The following is a 23,648-nucleotide window of genomic DNA, read 5'->3' on the forward strand; positions in this document are numbered from 1 at the left end:
AAGATGAAGTAATAATATGGATGGATACTAATTTTATTGATCCATGTACACTTTTTACATACCTATGTACTTCATGCAAATAAAAAATGGCAAGACGGCATAGGATGGCTTCAATTTGCACATACATAGAAAACATGGTTAAATATGATCAGGCTAAAAAGTAAACGAACTGATGTCCTACACCTCTTGTGAAAAATGACATTGTCACAGGAAAGTGTTAGAATGAATTTGGGTTTGCTTTACAGGTGGCCTATGTCTAATTACATGTAGAAAAGAGGTTGGTCTCATGAGTCTGGTGCCAATGGTTATAGAACAAACCAATCGAGGCGAGCGGTCTTACGATATATATTCACGTTTGCTGAAAGATCGCATTATCTTTCTAACCAGTGCGATCGATGACGATGTAGCCAATCTTGTCATAGCACAGCTTTTGTTTTTGGCAGCCGACGATCCTGAGAAGGATATCAGCTTGTACATTAACTCACCTGGTGGTTCTGTCACCGCAGGGATGGGTATATACGATACGATGCAATTTATCAAGCCGGATGTATCTACCATTTGCGTAGGGATGGCAGCAAGCATGGGCTCGTTATTGCTGACAGCCGGTGCACCTGGCAAGAGATATGCGCTGACGAACAGCGAAGTCATGATTCATCAGCCGCTTGGCGGCATTCAAGGACAGGCTGCGGATATTAAGATACACGCAGAATGGATTATTAAAACACGTCAGAAATTGAATCAAATATACGTCGATCGTACGGGTCAGTCTCTTGAGAAAATTGAGCGGGATACTGACCGCGACTTCTTCATGAGCGCTGACGAAGCTAAGACGTACGGCATTATTGACCAGGTGCTCAGTAGACCGATCAATTCCTAAAGGGGTGGTTTCATGTTTAAATTTAACGATGAGAAAGGGCAACTGAAATGCTCTTTTTGCGGTAAATCTCAGGAACAGGTACGTAAGCTGGTCGCTGGACCAGGCGTGTACATTTGTGATGAATGTATCGAACTTTGCACCGAAATCGTTGAGGAAGAGCTCGGTCATGACGAAGAAGTAGACCTCAAGGATATTCCAAAACCGAAAGAAATTCGTAATATTCTGGATCAATATGTTATTGGACAGGATCAGGCGAAGAAGTCATTGTCTGTTGCAGTGTACAATCACTACAAACGGATCAACACACAAAGCAAGATTGAAGATGTTGAATTGTCAAAGAGTAACATTTTGCTGTTAGGACCTACGGGTTCCGGTAAAACGTTGCTTGCGCAAACGATGGCAAAAATTCTGAATGTACCTTTTGCTATTGCTGATGCTACGTCATTAACAGAAGCAGGTTATGTGGGTGAGGATGTAGAGAACATCCTGCTCAAGTTGATTCAAGCTGCTGATTATGATGTGGAAAAAGCAGAGCGTGGCATTATTTATATCGATGAGATTGATAAAGTAGCGCGTAAATCCGAAAACCCATCCATTACTCGTGATGTATCGGGCGAAGGTGTGCAACAGGCTCTATTGAAAATTCTTGAAGGAACTGTGGCTTCTGTACCACCACAAGGTGGTCGTAAACATCCTCATCAAGAATTCATTCAGATCGATACAACGAATATCCTGTTCATTTGCGGCGGTGCCTTTGATGGTCTGGAGCAAATGATCAAACGCCGGATCGGTAAAAAAGTCATTGGCTTTAATACCGTTTCTGAGCAAAAAGATCTGAAACCAGGTGAATACCTGGGTATGGTATTGCCGGAAGATTTGCTGAAATTCGGTCTGATTCCGGAATTTGTAGGCCGTCTGCCAGTCATCTCCACTTTGGAGCCACTGGATGAAGATACGCTGGTACGGATTCTTTCCGAACCAAAAAACGCGCTTACCAAACAGTACCAAAAACTGCTTGAGCTGGATAATGTGAATCTGGTATTTGAACCAGCTGCATTGCTCGCGATTGCAAAAGAAGCAATTAAACGTAACACAGGTGCACGTGGATTGCGTGCCATCATTGAAGGTATCATGCTTGAAATCATGTATGAAGTGCCTTCACGTGAAGATGTTACGGACTGTGTCATTACCGAAGAAGTTGTTGAGAAAAGAGTCGTGCCTGAACTAAGCCAATCGAAGGACGATAAGCAGGAAGAAAGCGCCTAATGAAGGCCTGAATCCCGTTGAACTCTGAAATATAGACTTGTCAGTTCTCCACTTTGGCAGAAGGCGAATTCATGTCTCTGTCAGGGTGGAGCTTTGACGTTGTGGGGAGAGAAATCACTCATGTATTTAAGACAGGATACACGTCCCGTGAAAGTGGGAAACGTAACGATCGGTGGCAGTAACGAAGTCATTATCCAAAGTATGTGTACAACCAAAACGGCAGACGTTGAAGCAACGGTTGCAGAGATTCTGCGACTGGAAGAAGCGGGTTGTCAAGTGGTACGTGTAACGGTGAATAATGAGGAAGCTGCCGCAGCCATCAAGGAAATCAAAAAACGCATTAATATACCGCTCGTAGCGGACATTCATTTCAACTATAAGCTGGCTTTACTTGCGATTGAGAACGGCATCGATAAAGTTCGGATTAATCCAGGTAACATCGGTAAACGTGCAAAAGTGGAAGAAGTGGTTAAGGCTTGTAAAGACCGCGGCATTCCGATTCGGATTGGAGTAAATGCAGGGTCTTTGGAAAACCATCTCCTTGAGAAGTATGGGTATCCTACGGCAGATGCTATGGTAGAAAGTGCATTGTATCACATTGGTATTTTGGAAGAGCTTGATTTCCATGATATCATCGTTTCCCTCAAAGCATCGGATGTGCCGATGGCAATTGAGGCGTATACCAAAGCAGCTCAAATCATTCCGTATCCGTTGCATCTTGGGATTACCGAAGCGGGTACATTGTTCTCTGGTACGATCAAAAGCTCCGCAGGTATGGGAGCCTTATTGTCCATGGGTATTGGTTCTACGATGCGGATCTCACTGAGTGCGGACCCGGTAGAAGAAATCAAGGTTGCTCGTGATCTGCTCAAAACATTTGGACTCATTACAAATGCAGCTACATTGATCTCCTGCCCAACGTGTGGACGTTTGGACATCGACCTGTTCTCCATTGCCAACGAAGTGGAAGAGTATATCTCCAAACTGAAGGTGCCGATTAAAGTATCGGTGTTGGGTTGTGCGGTTAATGGTCCAGGTGAGGCCAAAGAAGCGGATATCGGGATTGCCGGTGCTCGTGGAGAAGGTCTCTTGTTCCGCCACGGCAAGATGATCCGTAAAGTGCCTGAAGAAATCATGGTTGAGGAATTAAAAAAAGAGATCGATAAAATCGTCGAAGCCTACGAAGAGACAGGTGTTATTCCTGGTCGTTCGCACTGATTGATTCATATCTTGTTACAACAAAAGCTCGCCAGCGATGGCGGGCTTTTTATTTTCTCGCATACAAATTCCGCATCGCCCGTTTACGTCGCGTTGAAAAGGCTATACTACCAAGTATTAGCATGATCTCATATGAGAATAGCGACAAAATAGGAGGATGTGAAGACATGGAATTTGGTATGGTCATCATGTTGATTCAGTTATTTTTTGGAGTGGTGATTGGTTTGTATTTCTGGAACCTGCTGCGTGGCCAGAAAACGAACCGCAGTGCCGTTGAGCGTGAATCTCGCAAGGAACTGGAGAAGCTGCGCAAGTTGCGTTCGATCTCACTCACCAAGCCGCTGTCGGAGAAGACGCGTCCAGCTACCATTAACGATATTGTTGGGCAAAAAGATGGGCTCCGTGCCCTTAAGGCTGCATTATGCAGTGCGAATCCACAACATGTTATTATTTATGGTCCTCCCGGAGTCGGGAAGACAGCCGCCGCAAGGGTTGTAATGGAAGAGGCCAAGAAGAATCCATCTTCTCCCTTCAAGCCGGATGCTAAATTCACAGAGCTGGATGCAACGACAGCCCGTTTTGATGAACGTGGTATTGCGGACCCCTTAATTGGTTCGGTCCATGATCCGATATATCAAGGAGCAGGAGCCATGGGCGTTGCAGGTATTCCACAACCCAAACCGGGTGCCGTGACGAAAGCGCATGGGGGAATGCTTTTTATTGATGAAATTGGTGAATTGCATTCCATCCAGATGAATAAGCTGTTGAAAGTACTGGAGGATCGCAAGGTGTTTTTGGAGAGTGCGTACTATAACTCGGAAGACACGCATACTCCTGCTTATATCCACGATATTTTTCAAAACGGCCTGCCGGCCGATTTCCGCCTTGTCGGAGCGACGACCCGTTCGTCTCATGAGCTGCCACCAGCTTTGCGTTCACGGTGCATGGAAGTCTATTTCCGTCCTTTATTACCTGAGGAGATTGGACGAATTGCAGAAGACGCTGTACAAAAAATAGGGTTTAGCCCATGTCCGGATGCCGTTGATGTGGTCAAGCGATATGCAACCAATGGCCGCGAAGCGGTTAATATCATTCAGCTGGCAGCAGGACTTGCGCTGACAGAGAAACGTGAGACGCTCCAGGCGTCCGATGTGGAGTGGGTAGCTAGTAGCAGCCAGATTCAGCCAAGGCCAGATCGCAAGGTACCTTCGCAGCCACAGGTGGGGTTTGTGAATGGTTTGGCGGTATACGGCCCGAATATGGGAACTATTTTGGAGATCGAAGTGTCTGCTGTTCCGGCTCTCAAAAACCAAGGCCGAATCAACATTACAGGTGTTGTGGATGAAGAAGAGATTGGAGGCGGTTCGCGTACACTCCGGCGAAAAAGTATGGCCAAAGGCTCGGTTGAAAATGTGTTAACCGTATTAAAAGCCATGGGTATTCGTCCGAATGATTACGATTTACACGTGAATTTCCCAGGTGGGACGCCTATTGATGGTCCCTCCGCCGGGATTGCCATGGCGACTGCCATTACATCAGCCATTCAGGGGCGCCCTGTGGATCATGAGACAGCGATGACTGGCGAGATCAGTATTCATGGTCGGGTTAAGCCTATTGGTGGCGTGCTGGCCAAGGTGGAGGCTGCCTTTCAGGCAGGAGCGAAGACCGTTATTATTCCCGCGGAGAACTGGCAGTCCATTTTTGAGAATCTGGATGGCTTGCGCGTTATCCCGGTAGATACGGTACAGGACGTATTCCGTGAAGTGTTCGCCTGGGTTCCGGAATCACAACAGATGGAACAAACGAAGCTTGCAGAGGAGACCGTTGCACCTGCACCGGAGATTTTTCCGCCGGCGTCCGCTTCCTATTTGCGTGCGGACGTGCCTCGTCCAGGACAGGTTACAGATTCGGGAAGCTGCTAAGCGCTTCCCTTCATTGGTTTTTTATGTGAACATTTGATAGAATAATGAATGACTACAACCTGAGAGCCATTGGAGGTGTGAAAGCGATGGGACCGAGCAAAGCGAAAGGTCGTCGTTTTCCTTTACTGCCTTTAAGAGGACTTCTCGTCTACCCGAGTATGGTACTGCATCTCGATGTGGGCCGGGAGAAATCGGTCAAGGCTTTAGAAAAAGCGATGGTAGAAGAACATCTGATTCTCCTATGTTCCCAAGCCGAAGTAAATATTGAAGAACCAACACAAGAGGACATTTTCAAAATCGGAACCGTGGCCAAGGTCAGACAGATGCTGAAGCTTCCGAACGGTACGATTCGTGTACTCGTGGAAGGCTTGGAACGGGCTGAAATTATTGAATATACGGACAACGAGGAATATTATGAAGTACTGGCAAAAGAGCTGCCTGAAGAGGAGAATACCCATCCGGAGACGGATGCCTTGATGCGTACTGTTCTGAACCAGTTCGAGAATTATATTAATCTGTCCAAAAAAGTGACACCCGAGACACTTGCGGCTGTGTCTGATATTGAAGAACCGGGGCGATTGGCCGATGTCATCACGAGTCACCTGTCCCTGAAGATCAAGGATAAACAGGAAATTCTGGAGACCATCGACGTTCGGGCACGTCTGGAGAAATTGCTGGACATCCTGAATAACGAACGCGAAGTGCTGGAGCTTGAACGCAAAATCAGCCAACGTGTGAAGAAACAGATGGAAAAAACGCAGAAGGAATATTATTTGCGCGAGCAGATGAAAGCGATCCAGAAAGAACTGGGTGAAAAAGAAGGCCGTGCAGGTGAGGTCGAGGAACTTCGCACTCAGATGGAAGAACTCGGCTTGCCGGACAAGGTGAAAGAAAAGGTCGAGAAAGAAATTGATCGACTGGAGAAAATGCCTGCAAGTTCAGCTGAGGGCGGAGTCATTCGCAACTACGTGGATTGGCTGCTTGGCCTTCCTTGGAGTCAGATGACAGCAGATGATCTGGATATCCAAAAAGCCGAAGATGTGCTCAATGCAGATCATTACGGACTGGAAAAGCCCAAAGAGCGTGTGCTTGAATATCTGGCTGTCCAGAAGCTCGTCAAGAAGCTCAAAGGGCCAATTCTCTGTCTGGTTGGACCTCCAGGGGTCGGTAAAACATCACTTGCCCGTTCGATCGCCAGATCGCTGGGTCGGGAGTTTGTAAGAATCTCTCTTGGCGGCGTGCGGGATGAAGCAGAGATTCGTGGGCATCGACGTACCTATGTAGGAGCTATGCCTGGGCGTATCATCCAGGGGATGAAGACGGCAGGTTCACTGAATCCGGTATTCCTGCTGGACGAGATTGATAAGATGGCTTCAGATTTCCGCGGAGATCCTTCCGCAGCGTTACTTGAGGTACTTGATCCGGAACAGAATAATACGTTTAGTGATCATTTTGTAGAATTGCCGTTTGACTTATCCAACGTTATGTTTATAACAACTGCCAACACGGTACACAACATTCCGCGTCCACTACTGGATCGGATGGAAATGCTCAATATTCCTGGTTACACGGAGCTGGAGAAGCAACAAATTGCGAAAAACTATTTGCTGCCCAAACAGAAACAGGACCATGGTTTGCAAGAAGAACAACTGGAAATCCCGGATGACGCGCTGTTGCGTGTGATTCGCGAATATACACGGGAGTCGGGTGTGCGTAATCTGGAACAGCAGATGGCTTCGTTGTGCCGGAAAGCTGCCAAGAACATCGTATCTGGTGTGGAAGGTCAGATCAATATCACATCAGATGAGATCAAAGACTACCTTGGGCCTGGCAAGTTCCGTTATGGCATGGCCGAACTGGAAGATCAGATTGGTACCGTAACAGGTCTTGCTTGGACTGAAGTGGGTGGAGATACCCTTATCATTGAAGTGACGGTCGTGCCTGGAACAGGTAAATTGACTCTCACAGGTAAACTGGGTGATGTCATGAAGGAATCGGCTCAAGCCGCATTCAGTTACACCCGTTCCAAAGCTACACAGCTCGGGATTGCACCTGACTTCCATGAGAAGAACGATATCCACATTCACGTTCCTGAAGGAGCCATTCCGAAGGATGGTCCGTCTGCCGGAATTACGATGGCAACAGCATTAATCTCAGCTTTGACGAACAAACATGTGTCCAAAGATATCGCGATGACTGGTGAAATAACACTGCGTGGACGTGTGCTGCCGATTGGTGGTCTGAAAGAGAAATCACTGGCAGCCCATCGTGCCGGCTATAAAAAAATATTATTACCCAAAGATAACGAACGGGACCTGCGTGACATTCCAGACAGCATCAAGGAAGATGTGGAATTTGTTCCTGTAGCCCATATGGATCAGGTATTGCAGCATGCACTTGTTGAGCAGACAGGAATTTCACCTGTAATCCACGTATCTGAAAGGTTCGTATGAAGAGTAGACCGTTCTGCGGAGGCTTCGGCGTCCGCTGGAACGGTTTTTTTGGTATGATAGAACAATCCATGGCATAATACCATCAACAGGTTATGCTTAGCACAGGCGTGCAAGAGAGGAAAGATACAATATGAAAGTAAATCAATCTGAATTTATTATCAGTGCCGTTCGGCCTGAACAATACCCTGAGGACGGTCTGCCAGAGATTGCTTTGGCGGGACGCTCCAATGTGGGGAAATCTTCCCTGATCAACCGTTTGATCAATCGTAAAAATCTGGCTCGGACAAGTTCAACACCGGGTAAGACACAGCAACTGAACTACTATAAAATTAATCAGGATCTCTACTTCGTCGATTTCCCGGGGTATGGCTATGCCAAAGTTTCGAAAGAGCAGCGTTTTGCCTGGGGCAAAATGATGGAGAAATATTTGTTGGGACGCGAAGAATTGAAACTGGTCATGCAGATGGTGGATATGAGACATGAACCGTCCAAAGAGGACAAGATGATGAACGAATGGCTTCGTCATAATGGACTGCCTTTGGTTGTCGTAGCAACCAAGATGGACAAGATTCCAAAAACCCGCAGAGCCAAATATATCAAAGTCATTAAGGAATCACTGGGTCTACGTTCAGGGGATCTGTTTGTACCTTTTTCATCCGAAGAAGGATTGGGGAAGGAAGAGTTATGGGACATCATCACCCGCCATGCCCGCATCGATAAGTATGCACCAGTGCTGGAAGCAGAGGGTGCTTCTGATGAGGAAGAAACCAACGAAATTAACGGATAACCGAGGTAGTATACCGTTTTAGTGCAGGAAAGTGAGCATGCTAAGTGAATTTTTGATGAGATTCAGATTAATCCGGTTTTTTAAGGGATTTCGTGACAATTCATCATCTGGGTCTGGAGAAAAATAACGTTAGGGTAGTGTATAATGAGCATAGGTGCATATTGCCAACAGTACCAAAATTACCGGCCATGCCGGCCTGAAGAATTTTGAGATGACTGCTACATGTGCAGGAAGGCAAAACAATCGGGAAAGAATTGAGGGATTTGTATGGCTCAGCGGTTAGCCACAGAGTACGTTAAGGCCACTATGAAATTGTCAGAACCCCAGTTGCATCAGTTTTTGCGCATGACAGAAGACGGCAGGCTTCATCACCGGGTTAAGGTGTTGGACAATGGTTGTCAGGAGGTTGTGCTGGGGGATGTAAGTGGAGAAGAAGTGCATTTCCCTTTTGACCGCATAGAAGGATTTTATATCTGTGAGTTATCTTGCCGCCTGGTGAATCTGCATCTGACCAACGTTGTCCGGAAGCTCTTTGTGACTTTTAAGGGTGACGGGGTCGTTCATCGGATCTATAAAGGGTTCACCATGACGTATGTTTATGCTCAAGGCACTGTCCGCAAAATTGTGGAGAAGACCGGGGAGAACACCCGAGTGATCTATGAATACAAAAATACGTTGCTTGAATTGCAACATCTGTTCCAGGCCAGAGATGTAGAACGCGAAATCAACCGTGTGTATGCCGAGATCGATTCACTGCTGGACACTAGAAAAGATGCGACTGCTGATCAGCTCCATCAGATTGATGAGACCCTTGCTCGTCATCAAAAACGGTTGTTTGAGCTTGAAGCTTATTAGCTTAAAATTGTATGTTTATAAACGTATATGTATATAATGAATTCCCTTGTATCTTCCGAGCAGTGGCACTCGCCAATGTGGAGGTTTCAGGGGGATTTTTTGATGTGAGATCGAATATTCCGAATTGAAAATATTTATTTTACAATCTTCTGGAAAAGGGTTGATTTCACTTTGATTCAATGTTATTTTTAATCTCGTTGAAAACAATATAGGAACCAGGATTCACTCAGGACATTATATGTTGCGAGAGATTTTTCCCTCGGGAAGTGAATGACGTAGGTCCTAGTTGAAACACCAGAGATGAACAACCAGATTGAACGGGTTTAAATAAAAAGTATATTGCATACACAATGTTCACATATCGGGATGGACACATAACCTCCCAAACTCTAATAGTCATGGAATAATTCCATGGCTATTTGTTTTAATATGCGTATCGTTATGAATATTCATAATCGACACTTTTTAACGCATAACGGTGAACTTTGGTGAGACACTACAATAAATGACAGTGCATATGATGATGAACATGGTGATTTCATAAACATTTCATAAAAATGACCCGGTCACGGCTATGATGTGTGATATAATTAACCATGTCAATCATAAATGGATAGACATATGCAGTAAGCACTTTGATTGGAAATTTATTAGGCAGGTGAACTTGCAATGCACATCGTTGTCGTTGGTTTGAATTATCGCACGGCGCCTGTAGAGGTTAGGGAACGATTCACATTTGCAGAAAAGGACTTGTCTGAAGCGCTGCAGCAGCTCAAGCTGACCAAGAGTGTATTGGAAGGTGTAATCGTAGCCACATGTAACCGTACCGAGTTGTATGTTGTGGTGGACCGTCTTCACATGTGTGGTTATTTTATTCGAACATTCATGGAACAATGGTTTAATGTACCACGGGAAGAATTTACGCAACACTTATATATATATGAAGATGATCAAGCCATGCGCCATTTGTTCCGTGTCATCTGCGGACTAGATTCCATGGTCATTGGTGAGACTCAGATTCTTGGACAGGTGAAACAGGCTTTTCTTAAAGCACAGGAAGAGAAATCAACAGGTACCTGGTTTAATAAGTTATTTAAGCAGGCAGTTACATTGGGTAAACGGGCACATTCGGAGACTTCCATCGGGGAGAGCGCCGTATCTGTCAGTTATGCTGCTGTTGAACTCGGTAAGAGAATATTTGGCATGTTCACAGACAAGAAGGTGCTCATTTTGGGTGCCGGCAAGATGAGTGAACTAACCGTGAAACATCTCTATGCCAACGGGGCATCCGAGGTCATCGTGGCGAATCGCACGCTCGCAAGAGCTGAAGAATTGGCAGCCAAGTTCCGGGGTACACCTTGTACGATGGAACAGGCATTAGATCGACTTAATGAAGTTGATATTGTGATTAGTTCCACTGGAGCTGAACGTTATGTCATGGATGCAGCAGTGGTACGAGAGAGTATGAAGCGTCGTCAATCTCGTCCATTGTTCCTGATTGATATTGCGGTTCCACGCGATATTGATCCGGCGATTGGTGAATTATCCAATGTATTTCTCTATGACATTGATGATCTGGAAGGAATCGTGGAGAGCAACCTGGAGATGCGTAAGGTGGAAGCTGCCAAGATTGAGAGAATGATTGAGCTTGAGATGGAGGATTATTACCATTGGCTCAAAACGTTAGGTGTTCGTCCCGTTATTCGTGCTTTGCAGGAAAAAGGTGTCTCCATTCATGAAGAAACGATGGATAGCCTGTTTAATAAACTTCCTGAGCTGGATGAACATCAACGTAAAGTCATTCGTCGTTTGACCAAGAGTATTGTGAACCAAATGACGACAGATCCGATTAATCGGATTAAGGAAATGGCAGGCACGAAGCAAGGTGATGAAGCTCTACGCATGTTTACTCAGATTTTCGCTCTGGAAGATGCAGTAGAGATGGCCGCTGAAAAAGTGAGTCAGAGTGATGCCACAGCTCTGGCGAAACCAGCCGCTCACCTTAACGAAAACCGGCAAGACCCCGTGCCGGCTTATGCTCCGGCAGGCGTATAAGGCGGGTGGGCAGCTTGACCCTTGCTGAACAAGTTTATGAAGCTCTAATCTATATGTATGCCCTGAGCCTACTGTTCTATTTCTCGGACTGCATTCGACGCAATGCGGGGGCGAAGCGGACAGGCACAGGGTTTCTTGTCGTTGTTTGGGGATTGCAGGTAACGCATGTCATATTGCGCATGTGGACTGAAGGTCATTTCCCCATCTATACCACCTTTGATTTTTTGTTTATATTTTCATTCAGTATTGTGCTGATGTCTCTCGTCATGACTCGCATCCAGCGTTCCGAATTTGTGATTTTGTTGCTGAATGTTGTAGGTTTTTCCGTTACGGTATTAAACCGACTGTGGTTTACGGCCGGAGAGATATCACTGCATAACTGGCAAACGGTACATGGATTACTTATCATGCATATTACCTTGGCGAATCTTGGTTTTGCGGCGTTAACCGTTGCTACGGTATTTGCCTTGTTATATCTGTTCCTGCACCGTAAGTTGAAGAAAAAAAAGTGGAATGATACGATGCGACGGCTGCCAAGCCTGGAAGTGATCGGTAAGTATATGGATGGTGCTACGTTGATAGGAACACCACTCCTTGGTATTTCTGTGATGCTTGCCGTATTATCCATTGTGGCGGAAAGACGCTGGATTCTACTCTTGGATCTCAAAGTTATTTCGACAGGTCTTGCTATAGCCATCTATGTGGGTTACTTCGTATCCAAGAGAAGGAAACAGTTCTCTACAATTATCATGGCAAGATGGACACTGATCGGGTACGGATTTGTCATTATAAGTTTTTTATCCAATGCGTATTCAGCGTTTCATCGTTGGACGGGAGAGTGAAGGGGATGGACCGTTACACGCCGATATTTGTGAATACTTCAGGCAAGAAGTGCTGCGTGGTTGGCGGTGGACGTGTTGCCGAACGTAAAATTAAGGGATTACTGCATGCCGAGGCACAGATTACGGTCATTAGTCCGGAGCTTACCCCCGTATTAAAACAACTGCATCATGAATCCCGAATTCAATGGATAGACCGGTCCTACCGCAATGGAGATTTGCGGGGGGCCTTTCTCGTATATGCAGCGACTGACCGTTCAGAGGTCAATTCAACTGTGGTTCGGGATGCGGAGGCTGTGGACATATTGGTGAATGACGCGATGTCTTCGAAGCACAGCAGCTTTATTACGCCAAGTGTTGTCCGACGTGGGAGATTAACAATAGCGATATCCACAGCAGGAGCGGGACCGGCAGCAGCTGCTGAGATACGTGCCACACTCGAACGACAGTTCGGTGATGAGTATGAGACGTACCTTGAGTTTTTGCACCAGATGAGGACCGAGGTGAAGTCACGCGTATCTTCATCAAGTCTCAGAAGTACGTTGCTTCGGCAGTTAACTGAAATGAACATATTAGAAGATATTCGTACAGGCCATTTTCGGTGGTGGACCGAAGAAGAAATCGGGGACTGGATATCCCGTAATCAGGAGGAAGTGTAGATATGCGTACAATTAAAGTTGGAAGTAGACAGAGCGCGCTTGCGCTAACCCAGACAGGCCATGTCATTCAGGATTTACGCGATATTTGTGAGCGGGAAGGATTAGCTTTTGACTTTGAAGTACATAAGATTGTTACCAAGGGAGATCTCATTCTGGATGTAACGTTGTCAAAAGTGGGAGGCAAAGGTTTGTTTGTCAAAGAGATTGAACAAGCGATGCTTGATCGTACGATTGATATGGCTGTGCATAGCATGAAGGATATGCCCTCCGAATTACCCGAAGGATTAATCAATGGTGCTATTCCTCGTCGTGCAGATCCACGGGATGCGCTGATCTCCAATGGTGGACTTACTCTGGATCAACTGCCAGAAGGAGCTAGAGTCGGAACAAGCAGTCTGCGCCGGTCGAGTCAATTAAAGGCCTATCGTCCAGATTTGCAATTGGAATCGATTCGCGGCAATATTGATTCCCGTCTGCGGAAGCTGGAGACCGAAGGATTCGATGCGATTATTCTGGCAGCTGCAGGATTGTACCGTATGGGCTGGGAAGACCGGATTACCGAGTACTTGACGGAAACAGCTTGCCTTCCTGCTGTGGGCCAGGGTGCACTTGGTATCGAATGTCGTGAAGACGATGAGGAACTATTGCACTTGCTGCAGCTGTATAACGATCCCGAGACAGCATTTCCTGTACAGGCGGAACGCCGTTTTCTCAGTGTATTGAATGGGGGCTGTCAGGTTCCGATCGGTGCTCATGCGGTATGGGTGCCTCAGCAAGATGCAGATTCCCTGAATGGTAAAAACACGTTACAATTAACAGGTATGGTCGGCACGCCGGATGGTGGACTGATACTTAAGGAAGCTCTGATCGGCAAGGACCCGGTTCGTCTGGGTGAAGAAGTGGCTTGGAGATTGATCGAACGGGGAGCAGAGCAGATACTGGCAGAAGTTAGGGGATGAAGACATGGTGGGAAAGGTCTTTTTGGTAGGGGCAGGTCCTGGGGATGCAAAGCTGATTACGGTAAAAGGGTGGGAATCCATCGGGAAAGCCGATGCTGTAGTCTATGATCGTTTGGCAAGTCCGAGATTGTTGAAACAAATGAAACCCGGCGCAGTCAAGATTTACGTGGGCAAGCGCCCGGATCGGCATACGATGAAACAGGAAGAGATCAATCAACTGTTGGTCGATCTGGCTCTTGAAGGCAAGGTTGTGGTTCGGCTTAAAGGCGGCGATCCAACTATCTTTGGACGTGTGGGCGAAGAGGCGGGTTTGCTGCACAAAAACGGAATTCCGTTTGAGATTGTACCTGGGGTTACCGCTGCAATAAGTGTACCTGCGTATGCCGGAATTCCTGTGACTCACCGTGACTATGCATCTTCCATCTCTATTATTACGGGGCACGAGAGTCCGGACAAGCTTGATCGCAGTATCCATTGGGATAAAGTGACGAATGCAACGGGCACACTTGTATTTATGATGGGGGTTGCCAAAATTGGATATATCAGCGAACAATTGATTCGTCATGGTCGTCCAGCGCAAACACCGGTAGCTCTGATTCGTTGGGGAACACGAGCGGAACAGGATACCCTTACAGGTACCCTTGAAGATATAGAAGCGAAAGTGATCGCAGCCAATTTCCAACCACCAGCTGTTATTGTGGTGGGAGATGTCGTCAATCAGCGGGAACAGTTGAAATGGGCAGAAGCGCTGCCGCTGTTTGGCAAACGAATTCTGGTAACCCGTGCTCGCAGTCAGGCGAGTGAACTGGTGAATCGCATTGAGGAACTCGGCGGCGAACCGTATGAGTTTCCAGTTATTGAGACGGTCATGCCGTCCAGTGAATCTGCCAAGCAAAGTGTCAAAGACGCCTTCAGTGCTTTAAATACCTATGACTGGGTGTTTTTCACAAGTGTGAACGGCGTGGAGTTTTTCTTCCGCCATCTGGAACAGGAAGGCAAGGATATTCGCTCGATTCATCAAGCGAGAATTGCTGCCGTAGGACCTTCCACAGCAGATGCTTTGCGCAAACATGGCATCGTTGCAGAGGTTGTCAAAGGTCCTTTCCAGGCCGAAGGCATGCTTGAGGCTTTTGAAAGTGAGCTGAAGGAAGGCCAGAGAGTATTGCTTCCGCACGGTGATCTTGCACGTACATGGTTACGTGACCAGTTGAGAGAACGAGGAATTCAGGTCACCGAAGCCATCACCTACGATACGATCCTCGCTGGTGAGGATGATGACGAACTACTCAAGCTACTTGAAGAAGGTGGTATTCATGCGGTGACCTTTACAAGTTCATCGACGGTTACGAATTTCATGAGTATGTTGAAACGTATGGGGTTGCAAGATCCACTGCCTTTATTGAAAGATGTGGAGGTTGCGTGTATCGGACCTGTTACAGCCAAGACGGCAGAAGCCGCTGGACTAAAGGTTACACTGATGGCAGAGGAAGCAACGATGGATAGCTTGATCACCGTGCTATGCGACTGGAAACGGACAGGCACCAAAGAAGGCGCTCTTCGAAATTAATACACATGTAATCATGTTGACATATGAAGCGTGCTGAATTCGATAGGATACCAGCGCGCTTCCCTTTTTGCTCTATTTAACTTTTTTTCAAGGAGGTTTTACACGTATGAGTTTTCCAATTGTACGGCATCGCCGTTTACGCCAATCCACAGGTATTCGTAATATGGTCAGAGAGACCCATCTAACTGTAGATGATTTTATTCAACCAATCTATGTGACGTATGGAGAAAATGTAAAATCTGAAATTAAATCCATGCCTGGCGTATTCCGCTTCTCGCTGGATCGTCTTCAAGAGGAAGTAACGGAAATTGCCGAGCTGGGGATTCCAGCTGTGCTATTATTCGGTATTCCGGAGACTAAGGACAGTGTGGGTTCATCTGGCTTCGCTGAAGATGGCATTGTGCAGGAAGCGACGAGATTGATCAAATCCTGGTACCCGGAACTGTTGGTTGTTGCGGACACTTGTCTGTGTGAATTCACGGATCACGGTCACTGCGGTATGGTACACACCGTGGAGATTGACGGTCACATCTGCGGAGATGTATTAAATGATGAATCACTGGATCTACTCGTGCAAACGGCAGTGTCTCAAGCCAAAGCAGGAGCGGACATTATTGCACCATCCAACATGATGGATGGATTTGTACAAGCGATCCGTGCAGGGCTGGATGAGAATGGATTCAGTCACATTCCGATTATGTCTTACTCTGTTAAATATGCATCCGCATTTTATGGTCCATTCCGTGAAGCAGCGGATTCCACACCACAATTCGGAGATCGCAAGTCGTATCAGATGGACCCGGCCAATGCACGTGAAGCTTTGCGTGAAGCCGAAACGGATGTGCTGGAAGGAGCGGACATGCTGATGGTAAAACCATCCCTTTCCTATCTGGATGTTATGCGCACCATCAAGGATCAATTTGATCTTCCGCTTGTTGCCTATAATGTAAGTGGCGAGTATGCCATGGTTAAGGCGGCAGCGATTCAAGGCTGGATCGATGAGAAAAAAGTTGCCATGGAAATCCTGCTCAGCATGAAACGCGCAGGTGCAGATATGATCATTACCTACTACGGAAAAGACGCTTCACGCTGGTTGGCTGAGAAATAAAATAAATTATATTAAGGAGGATATTCATGACTGCACAACAAGGTAATCGTCGTAATGATGAGCGCTCTCGCAGCGCGTTTGAGGAAGCGAAGCAGTACATACCCGGGGGGGTGAACAGCCCTGTGCGCGCATTCAAATCGGTGGGACTTACTCCGATCTATGCAGAGCGCGGCGAAGGGTCCAAAATCTACGATATTGATGGCAATGTTTTTATTGACTATGTGGGATCGTGGGGTCCGCTCATCATGGGACATGCACACCCTGACGTTGTAGAAGCTTTGCGTGAGACAGCCCTTAAAGGAACAAGCTTTGGTGCACCTACTTTGCTGGAGACCGAGATGGCAAAGCTGGTCTGTGAGCGTGTACCTTCCATCGATATCGTGCGGATGGTTAATTCCGGTACGGAAGCCACGATGAGTGCCATTCGACTGGCACGCGGGGTAACCGGACGCAGTAAAATTCTGAAGTTTGAAGGTTCATATCACGGACACTCAGACAGCCTGCTGATCAAGGCTGGATCGGGTGTAGCAACGCTGGGACTACCGGATAGCCCAGGTGTACCTGAAGGTGTAGCGGTTAACACGATCACAGTTCCTTATAATGATCTGGAGTCTGTGAAGCTTGCTTTTGAACGTTATAGTGAAGAACTGGCCGCTGTTATTGTGGAACCCGTGGCGGGTAACATGGGGGTTGTACCTCCGGCTTCCGGTTTCCTTGAAGGCTTGCGCAGTTTGACGACCCAATATGGCAGCCTGCTTATTTTTGACGAAGTCATGACCGGTTTCCGCGTAGGGTTGAACTGTGCTCAGGGACGGTATGGGGTTACACCTGACCTGACTTGTCTGGGGAAAGTTATCGGTGGCGGACTCCCCGTTGGTGCTTATGGTGGTCGCCGGGATCTGATGGAACAGATTGCGCCTACGGGACCGATCTATCAGGCAGGTACATTAAGCGGGAATCCGCTGGCTATGGCAGCAGGGTATACAACGCTCAAATTGTTAACACCAGAGGTCTATGACCGTCTGGAGACATTGTCTGCACGTCTGCAAGCCGGATTCGAGAAAAATGCAGCGGAGACGGGTGTTGCGATAACTATTAACCGTGTGGGTTCCATGGTTTGTCCATTCTTCAGTGCCGTTCCAGTAACCAATTATGATCTTGCCAAAGAAAGCAATCTGGATCAATTCCGTCGTTATTTTGCGGCCATGATTGATCAAGGTGTGAGTGTTGCGCCTTCGCAATACGAAGGCATGTTTGTCTCTGGTGTGCACACGGAGCAGGATATTGACGATACGATCGAGGCAAATCGTAAGGCTCTTCAATCGCTATGACTATCAAAAGTTGGAAACGCCGCGGGGAATGGCTTGAACTGATGCCAGGGAAAGCCGTAACAGGCAGTTCGGACAAACAGATGGCCGCAGAGCAGTGGCTATTGTCTGAGCTTCAGTTTCCGGACAAACTGCTCCGTCAGCTGAAAGCAAACCAAGGAATACAACTTGCAGGGGACCGGCTTCGGCTGGCCCTTTTTGCGTCCCAGCCAATCGATGTTGAGCCACGCTGGGCTGATGTGGATGTATTGTATGAGGATGATTTCTGTCTGGTTATGCACAAACCGGCAGGCATGAAACTGCATCCAGATGGAAGCCGCGCTCATCAGGCCATCACGCTGGATCATGTGGTTGCCTCTTATTATGAAATGAACGGTATACAGGCGAGCGTACGCCATGTTCATCGACTGGATGAGGATACAACCGGACCAGTCCTGTATGCCAAAAATGCTTTTGCCCTCGCCAAACTGGATGAAGCGATGCGTCGCAAAGAGATTGGCCGCCATTATGTAGCCATTGCAGGTGGACAAATCCCCCTTGAACTCCATAAAATTGATGCTCCGATTGGCAAGGACAGACATCACAAACAGCGCAGACGTGTCTCGGAAGGTGGACAGGAAGCTGTTACTCATGTGGAGATCGTCGAAGTATGGGAACGAGCAACCCTTGTACGATTGAAGCTGGATACAGGACGAACACACCAAATTCGTGTACACCTGAGTTACGCGGGACACCCGCTTATTGGTGATGCGTTGTATGGAGGTAGAGCGGATGCCATTGGTAGGCAGGCGCTTCACGGAGAAGTGCTGAAGTTTAGCCACCCGTTAACTGGAGCGATAATTGAAGTGAACGACCCTTGGCCATCCGATTTCATACAATTGGCAGAACGTGAAAAGGTGAATTAATAAACTAGCAAGGTTTTTCAAAAGGTGGCATGCTCATCTCATTCAAGGCATATAGATGGGGTAACGAAGGATTTGGACCATGGATCAGTCCCATGAGAAGGATCATGGTGAACATATGCCGAAAGGAGGACGCCACCTTTGTTGAATCAACCTTATGGTTTGCGGTTCGATATTTATGAGCGCGTTCATTTGTCTGAGGGAGTCCCTGCGATTGAGGAATTGGAGGAGATTGAACTATACCCGCGCATTCAAGTCATAGGGCAGGATGATCATGCCACGTTAAGAGGACATCTTTTACTTACAGGTGTGTACAGAGGAGAAAATGAGGCTTCAGAGGAGCTCAAACATTTCATTCCCGTGGAGATCACAGTGCCGCTGAACCGGGTCAGATCGATTGAGGATATTTCCATTGAGATCGAAAATTTTGACGTGGATCTGTTATCCAATCGCAGTCTGAACATTACAGGCGTGTTGTCGCTGCGAGGCATCGAGGGCTTTCCTGTTGAAGAGCCACAAGTATGGTCAGCAGATGAGTTTACAGTTGTTCATTCACCTGATGCTCAGCAATCCAACCGTTCCGATGAAGAAGCTTACACAGGCAGCGACCCCAACATATTTGCACAAGAGTACCTGCTCCAGCGGAGTGAGGAAGAGAGAATTGCGAATGCAGCAGAACTTGCATATGGTGCTCCGGAATTCGCTGACCTGCAGGATTATGCGAATGCGTCATCGGCCGAGCCACTTCAATCTGAGGAGCAAAGTGCGGAGTATGCTCACGAAAACAGACAACCTGATGCAAACGAAGATCCCGCATCTCTGACAGCGAATGGAGATGAATTGGGATCTCATGAGCAATACAGCGAACCTTCTCCGATCTCGTCATTTATGGCTGAGACCGCAGATCGGTTAGCTTCTTACCCTGAGTCGGAACCATTGCTGCCTCTGGAAGATGAGTCTTCGGGTTGGTCCGAGCCTTCCATGGATGCATTGCCTGCGAACTCGAGAAGTGCAGATCAAGCAGTCTCAGAGCCTACTGCTCAATCATCTAATGAGTTGGCAGCACCGATTGTACCGGACGCACCAGAGGTATGGCACTTCGAATCAGCGAGATCTGTACCTCAGCAGGAGAATCAGGCAGTTGCCGATGTCCCGGGCGAATCACAGGCGGAGAACTGGCAAGGTGTATTTGCTTCGTCCGAACCAGGCAACGCTGAGGAAGACCGGCCGTCTTTTGAAGCAACTGGGGTAGACGAGTTCGTACAGAACGAAGCATTTGTTCCTGAACCTGTGGCTGAGACGGAAGACAAGCCGGAGCTGAAGGTTGCTTTTGGCAGCAAAAAAGAATCCGCACCACGGCAAGAAGAGGGCGTAGGTATCTCTTCCTTGTTATCCTCGGGCAGAGCGGCACGCGATGCTGAAGTGGAGCGAGGCGATGAGGTTCCTGCAGGTGTGGTACAGGAAGAAACGTATCCAGCTGATGATGTGGAATGGAAGAACCTGTTCCTGGGAACGATCGTGGACCAGACCCCATTCCGCAAGGTGAAACTGTGCATCGTTCAGCGAGAAGATACACTGGATGCCATTGCAGATCGATATCAATTGAGCACGAGGGAACTTCAGTTGTATAACCGATTATCTGAGCAGGTTGTGGAAGAAGGTCAGATATTGTACATCCCTTAATCGGTAGTTAAAGCCTTCGTTACGACCCGTGATCCTCTTTAGGATTGCGGGTTTTTGCATGATTTGTCCTAAACCTGCATTCCAGCGCTCTTTATCCGCTGTTGTCAGGTTGACTATCGCGCACGAGCAAGGTATGATGTGTGTAGGTTTTTTGAAGAACAACGTGGAACGGGAGTAGTAGACAGTATGACCTTTCAGAGAGTGGAATTGCAGCGCTGTGAGATTCCGCAGGAACCAACTGATCGAAGTCGCCCGGGAGTTGCCTGTTTGAATACAAGGGATGAATGAGATCTATCGTCATTTATTTCTGAGGTAGGATGGGCCGGTAGCAGCCGTTATCTGCTTGAAGTGTCACGTCATGTACAGAGGATGAAGTCTATCTTGCTGTAGGCGTGAAACAAAGGTGGTACCGCGAAAGCTAACCTTTCGTCCTTTGATGGATGAAAGGTTTTTTTGTTTTTTTTGGCGAAGATGATGAAGTAACGGAGGAATGACACATGTCTGAGGAAAAAAAATCAGCTGCAACAGAAATGCCGACCACTTACGATCCTAAGGCGGCAGAGGATAAATGGTACTCCACTTGGATGGAGCGTGGATATTTCAAAGCCGGTCAACGTAAAGATGCCGAGCCGTATACAATTGTAATTCCACCCCCAAATGTGACCGGGATGCTGCACATTGGGCATGCGCTTGATTTTACACTGCAGGATATTCTGATCCGCACCAAACGGATGCAAGGTTATGACGCACTGTGGCTTCCTGGTTCCGACCATGCAGGTATTGCTACCCAAACCAAAGTGGAGCAGAAGCTGCGTGAAGAAGGTCTGACTCGTTATGATCTGGGACGTGAGAAGTTTCTGGAGAAGGTATGGGACTGGAAAGATCAATATGCCACTACCATTCGTCAACAATGGGGCAAAATGGGATTGTCGCTTGATTACTCACGTGAACGTTTTACGCTGGATGAAGGTCTGTCCCAAGCTGTTCGTAAAGTATTTGTTCAACTGTATGAAAAAGGCCTTATTTACCGAGGCAAACGCATCATTAACTGGGACCCGGTGAACCGGACAGCTCTGTCCGACATTGAGGTTGAATATAAAGAGGTTCAGGGTCACTTGTACCATCTGCGTTACCCGCTCAAAGACGGAAGTGGCTACGTTACAGTGGCAACAACGCGTCCTGAAACGATGCTGGGTGATACAGCGGTTGCTGTTCATCCGAAGGATGAGCGTTATGCAGATATGATTGGTAAAGTACTTGTACTGCCTATCATTGGACGCGAAATTCCAATTATCGCTGATGATTATGTGGATAAAGAGTTCGGAAGTGGTGCAGTTAAAATCACGCCTGCGCATGATCCGAATGACTTTGAAGTAGGTCTTCGTCATGATCTGCCTCAAATTACGGTAATGGATGAGAGCGGCACAATGAATGCTGAGGCAGGCAAGTATCAGGGACTGGATCGCAGTGACTGCCGCAAGCAGATTGTTGCTGACTTGAAAGAGCAGGGCGTATTGATCAATATCGAGGATCACACGCATCAGGTTGGACACAGTGAACGTACCGGAGCTGTTGTTGAGCCGTATCTGTCTACACAGTGGTTCGTTGAGATGAAGCCACTTGCAGAAAGAGCGATTAAAAAACAACAGAGCGGCGAAGGGGTTAATTTTGTTCCAGATCGTTTTGAGAAAACCTATCTGAACTGGATCGAGAACATTCGTGACTGGTGTATTTCCCGTCAACTGTGGTGGGGACATCGTATTCCTGCTTGGTATGATGAGGAAACGGGTGAAATCATCGTATCTGCTGAAGATCCAACAACGCTGCCAGAGAATGCTGGACGCAAGCTCAGACAGGACGAAGACGTACTCGATACTTGGTTTAGCTCCGGCTTATGGCCATTCTCCACACTAGGCTGGCCGGAAGATACGGAAGACCTGCAACGTTATTATCCGACAAGTGTACTTGTGACAGGGTATGACATCATATATTTCTGGGTTGCACGTATGATTTTCACTGCATTGGAATTCACCGATGAGATTCCGTTCAAGGATGTACTGATGCATGGTCTTGTCCGTGATGCAGATGGACGTAAAATGTCCAAATCACTGGGCAACGGTGTAGATCCGCTGGATGTGATTGAGAAATACGGCGCAGATGCAATGCGTTATATGATCTCAACCAGCAGCACGCCAGGTCAGGATCTGCGTTTCCGTTGGGAACGGGTGGAGCAGGCTCGTAATTTCGCCAACAAGATCTGGAATGCTTCGCGCTTTGCATTGATGAATCTGGAAGGATTCACCTATGAGGAACGTGACATTAGCGGAGAGCTTGGCACAGCGGATTATTGGATTTTGCACCGTCTGAACGAAACTTCCCGCGATATTACGCGTCTAATCGAAGCGTATGAATTTGGGGAAACGGGTCGTGTGCTGTATAACTTTATCTGGGATGACCTGTGTGACTGGTACATTGAATTTGCTAAGCTGTCCTTCTATGGGGAAGATCCGGTTGCCAAGAAGAAAACACAATCCGTGCTTGCTTATGTGCTGGATCAGACCATGCGCCTGATTCATCCGTTTATGCCATACATCTCTGAAGAGATCTGGCAGCATCTGCCTCATGAAGGTGAGACGATTACGCTAGCATCATGGCCGGTATATGATCCTGCTCTTGAGAACCCAGAGGCTGTTGCCGAGATGAACCTGCTCATGGATACCATTCGTGCAGTTCGAAACATTCGTGCAGAAGTGAACGTGCCGATGAGCAAAAAGATCGAGTTGATGGTCAAAGCAAATAGTGCTGAGACATCCAGCATCATTGAGCGTAACAGTCACTACATCAAACGTTTCTGTAATACGTCCGAGTTCGATAGTGGGCTGGATTTAAACTCACCGGATAAGGCAATGACTGCGATCATTACGGGGGCAGAACTATACTTGCCGCTCGCTGGTCTTATTGATATCGAGCAGGAAGTGGCTCGTTTGGAGAAAGAGTTGGAGAACCTTGAGGGCGAAGTTCTCCGTGTAGAGAAAAAGCTGGCGAACGAAGGCTTTGTTGCCAAAGCTCCTGCCAAAGTTATTGAGGAAGAGCGCGCCAAGCAAGCAGATTATTCCGATAAACGGGATAAAGTGATTGCACGAATCAAGGAACTTAAAGGTTAATATATT

At 47.3% G+C, this 23,648-nt stretch carries 17 protein-coding genes and 1 other annotated feature; all 17 genes read left to right on the forward strand.

The window, feature by feature from the left end; all coding sequences use genetic code 11:
* The first annotated feature begins 286 nt into the window (after window positions 1-286).
* The 17 genes from clpP to D829_RS0129970 all read left to right on the forward strand — a co-directional run bounded on the left by clpP (window position 287) and on the right by D829_RS0129970 (window position 23,642).
* On the forward strand, window positions 287-877 hold the full coding sequence (gene clpP, locus D829_RS0129890; RefSeq protein WP_017692589.1) for an ATP-dependent Clp endopeptidase proteolytic subunit ClpP: 591 nt from the start codon (window positions 287-289) through the stop codon (window positions 875-877).
* A 12-nt stretch (window positions 878-889) separates the two neighbouring features.
* Window positions 890-2,143 carry an ATP-dependent protease ATP-binding subunit ClpX gene (gene clpX / locus D829_RS0129895; RefSeq protein ID WP_017692590.1) on the forward strand — a complete coding sequence of 418 codons (1,254 nt, stop codon included), beginning with the start codon at window positions 890-892 and terminating at the stop codon, window positions 2,141-2,143.
* Window positions 2,144-2,263: 120 nt separating this feature from the next.
* A complete protein-coding gene (gene ispG, locus D829_RS0129900) occupies window positions 2,264-3,361 on the forward strand; it encodes a flavodoxin-dependent (E)-4-hydroxy-3-methylbut-2-enyl-diphosphate synthase (protein WP_017692591.1) in 1,098 nt (365 codons plus the stop codon).
* A 167-nt stretch (window positions 3,362-3,528) separates the two neighbouring features.
* The gene (lonB, locus tag D829_RS0129905) at window positions 3,529-5,283 is read left to right on the forward strand and encodes an ATP-dependent protease LonB (RefSeq protein ID WP_017692592.1); all 1,755 of its coding nucleotides are present in this window, start codon (window positions 3,529-3,531) and stop codon (window positions 5,281-5,283) included.
* Window positions 5,284-5,369: 86 nt separating this feature from the next.
* A complete protein-coding gene (lon, locus tag D829_RS32215; protein WP_017692593.1) occupies window positions 5,370-7,736 on the forward strand; it encodes an endopeptidase La in 2,367 nt (788 codons plus the stop codon).
* 130 nt (window positions 7,737-7,866) lie between these two features.
* Window positions 7,867-8,523, forward strand: coding sequence for a ribosome biogenesis GTP-binding protein YihA/YsxC (gene yihA, locus D829_RS0129915; RefSeq protein WP_017692594.1), 657 nt, complete (start codon window positions 7,867-7,869; stop codon window positions 8,521-8,523).
* Window positions 8,524-8,790: 267 nt separating this feature from the next.
* Complete coding sequence (locus tag D829_RS0129920; RefSeq protein WP_017692595.1) at window positions 8,791-9,378, forward strand: hypothetical protein; 588 nt, start codon at window positions 8,791-8,793, stop codon at window positions 9,376-9,378.
* A 669-nt stretch (window positions 9,379-10,047) separates the two neighbouring features.
* Window positions 10,048-11,433, forward strand: coding sequence for a glutamyl-tRNA reductase (gene hemA / locus D829_RS0129925; RefSeq protein WP_017692596.1), 1,386 nt, complete (start codon window positions 10,048-10,050; stop codon window positions 11,431-11,433).
* 53 nt (window positions 11,434-11,486) lie between these two features.
* Window positions 11,487-12,275 carry a cytochrome c biogenesis protein CcsA gene (ccsA, locus tag D829_RS0129930; protein ID WP_051154121.1) on the forward strand — a complete coding sequence of 263 codons (789 nt, stop codon included), beginning with the start codon at window positions 11,487-11,489 and terminating at the stop codon, window positions 12,273-12,275.
* A 5-nt stretch (window positions 12,276-12,280) separates the two neighbouring features.
* Complete coding sequence (locus D829_RS0129935; protein ID WP_017692598.1) at window positions 12,281-12,931, forward strand: bifunctional precorrin-2 dehydrogenase/sirohydrochlorin ferrochelatase; 651 nt, start codon at window positions 12,281-12,283, stop codon at window positions 12,929-12,931.
* A gap of 2 nt (window positions 12,932-12,933) precedes the next feature.
* The gene (gene hemC, locus D829_RS0129940; RefSeq protein WP_017692599.1) at window positions 12,934-13,890 is read left to right on the forward strand and encodes a hydroxymethylbilane synthase; all 957 of its coding nucleotides are present in this window, start codon (window positions 12,934-12,936) and stop codon (window positions 13,888-13,890) included.
* Between the two features lie 4 nt (window positions 13,891-13,894).
* On the forward strand, window positions 13,895-15,457 hold the full coding sequence (cobA, locus tag D829_RS0129945) for a uroporphyrinogen-III C-methyltransferase (protein ID WP_017692600.1): 1,563 nt from the start codon (window positions 13,895-13,897) through the stop codon (window positions 15,455-15,457).
* Between the two features lie 106 nt (window positions 15,458-15,563).
* The gene (hemB, locus tag D829_RS0129950) at window positions 15,564-16,565 is read left to right on the forward strand and encodes a porphobilinogen synthase (protein WP_017692601.1); all 1,002 of its coding nucleotides are present in this window, start codon (window positions 15,564-15,566) and stop codon (window positions 16,563-16,565) included.
* Between the two features lie 26 nt (window positions 16,566-16,591).
* Window positions 16,592-17,896 carry a glutamate-1-semialdehyde 2,1-aminomutase gene (gene hemL, locus D829_RS0129955; RefSeq protein WP_017692602.1) on the forward strand — a complete coding sequence of 435 codons (1,305 nt, stop codon included), beginning with the start codon at window positions 16,592-16,594 and terminating at the stop codon, window positions 17,894-17,896.
* Window positions 17,893-18,798: an RluA family pseudouridine synthase gene (locus D829_RS0129960; protein ID WP_017692603.1), complete on the forward strand. Its 906-nt coding sequence runs from the start codon at window positions 17,893-17,895 to the stop codon at window positions 18,796-18,798. Before hemL ends, D829_RS0129960 begins: the two co-directional genes overlap by 4 nt.
* Before the next feature lie 138 nt (window positions 18,799-18,936).
* Window positions 18,937-20,478 carry a LysM peptidoglycan-binding domain-containing protein gene (locus tag D829_RS0129965; RefSeq protein ID WP_017692604.1) on the forward strand — a complete coding sequence of 514 codons (1,542 nt, stop codon included), beginning with the start codon at window positions 18,937-18,939 and terminating at the stop codon, window positions 20,476-20,478.
* 155 nt (window positions 20,479-20,633) lie between these two features.
* Window positions 20,634-20,915, forward strand: a binding site (T-box leader).
* A 60-nt stretch (window positions 20,916-20,975) separates the two neighbouring features.
* Window positions 20,976-23,642 (forward strand): valine--tRNA ligase, encoded by a 2,667-nt coding sequence (locus tag D829_RS0129970; protein WP_017692605.1) that lies wholly within the window; start codon window positions 20,976-20,978, stop codon window positions 23,640-23,642.
* The last annotated feature ends 6 nt before the right edge of the window (window positions 23,643-23,648 follow it).

The organism is Paenibacillus sp. PAMC 26794 (genome assembly GCF_000316035.1).
GTDB lineage: Bacteria > Bacillota > Bacilli > Paenibacillales > Paenibacillaceae > Paenibacillus.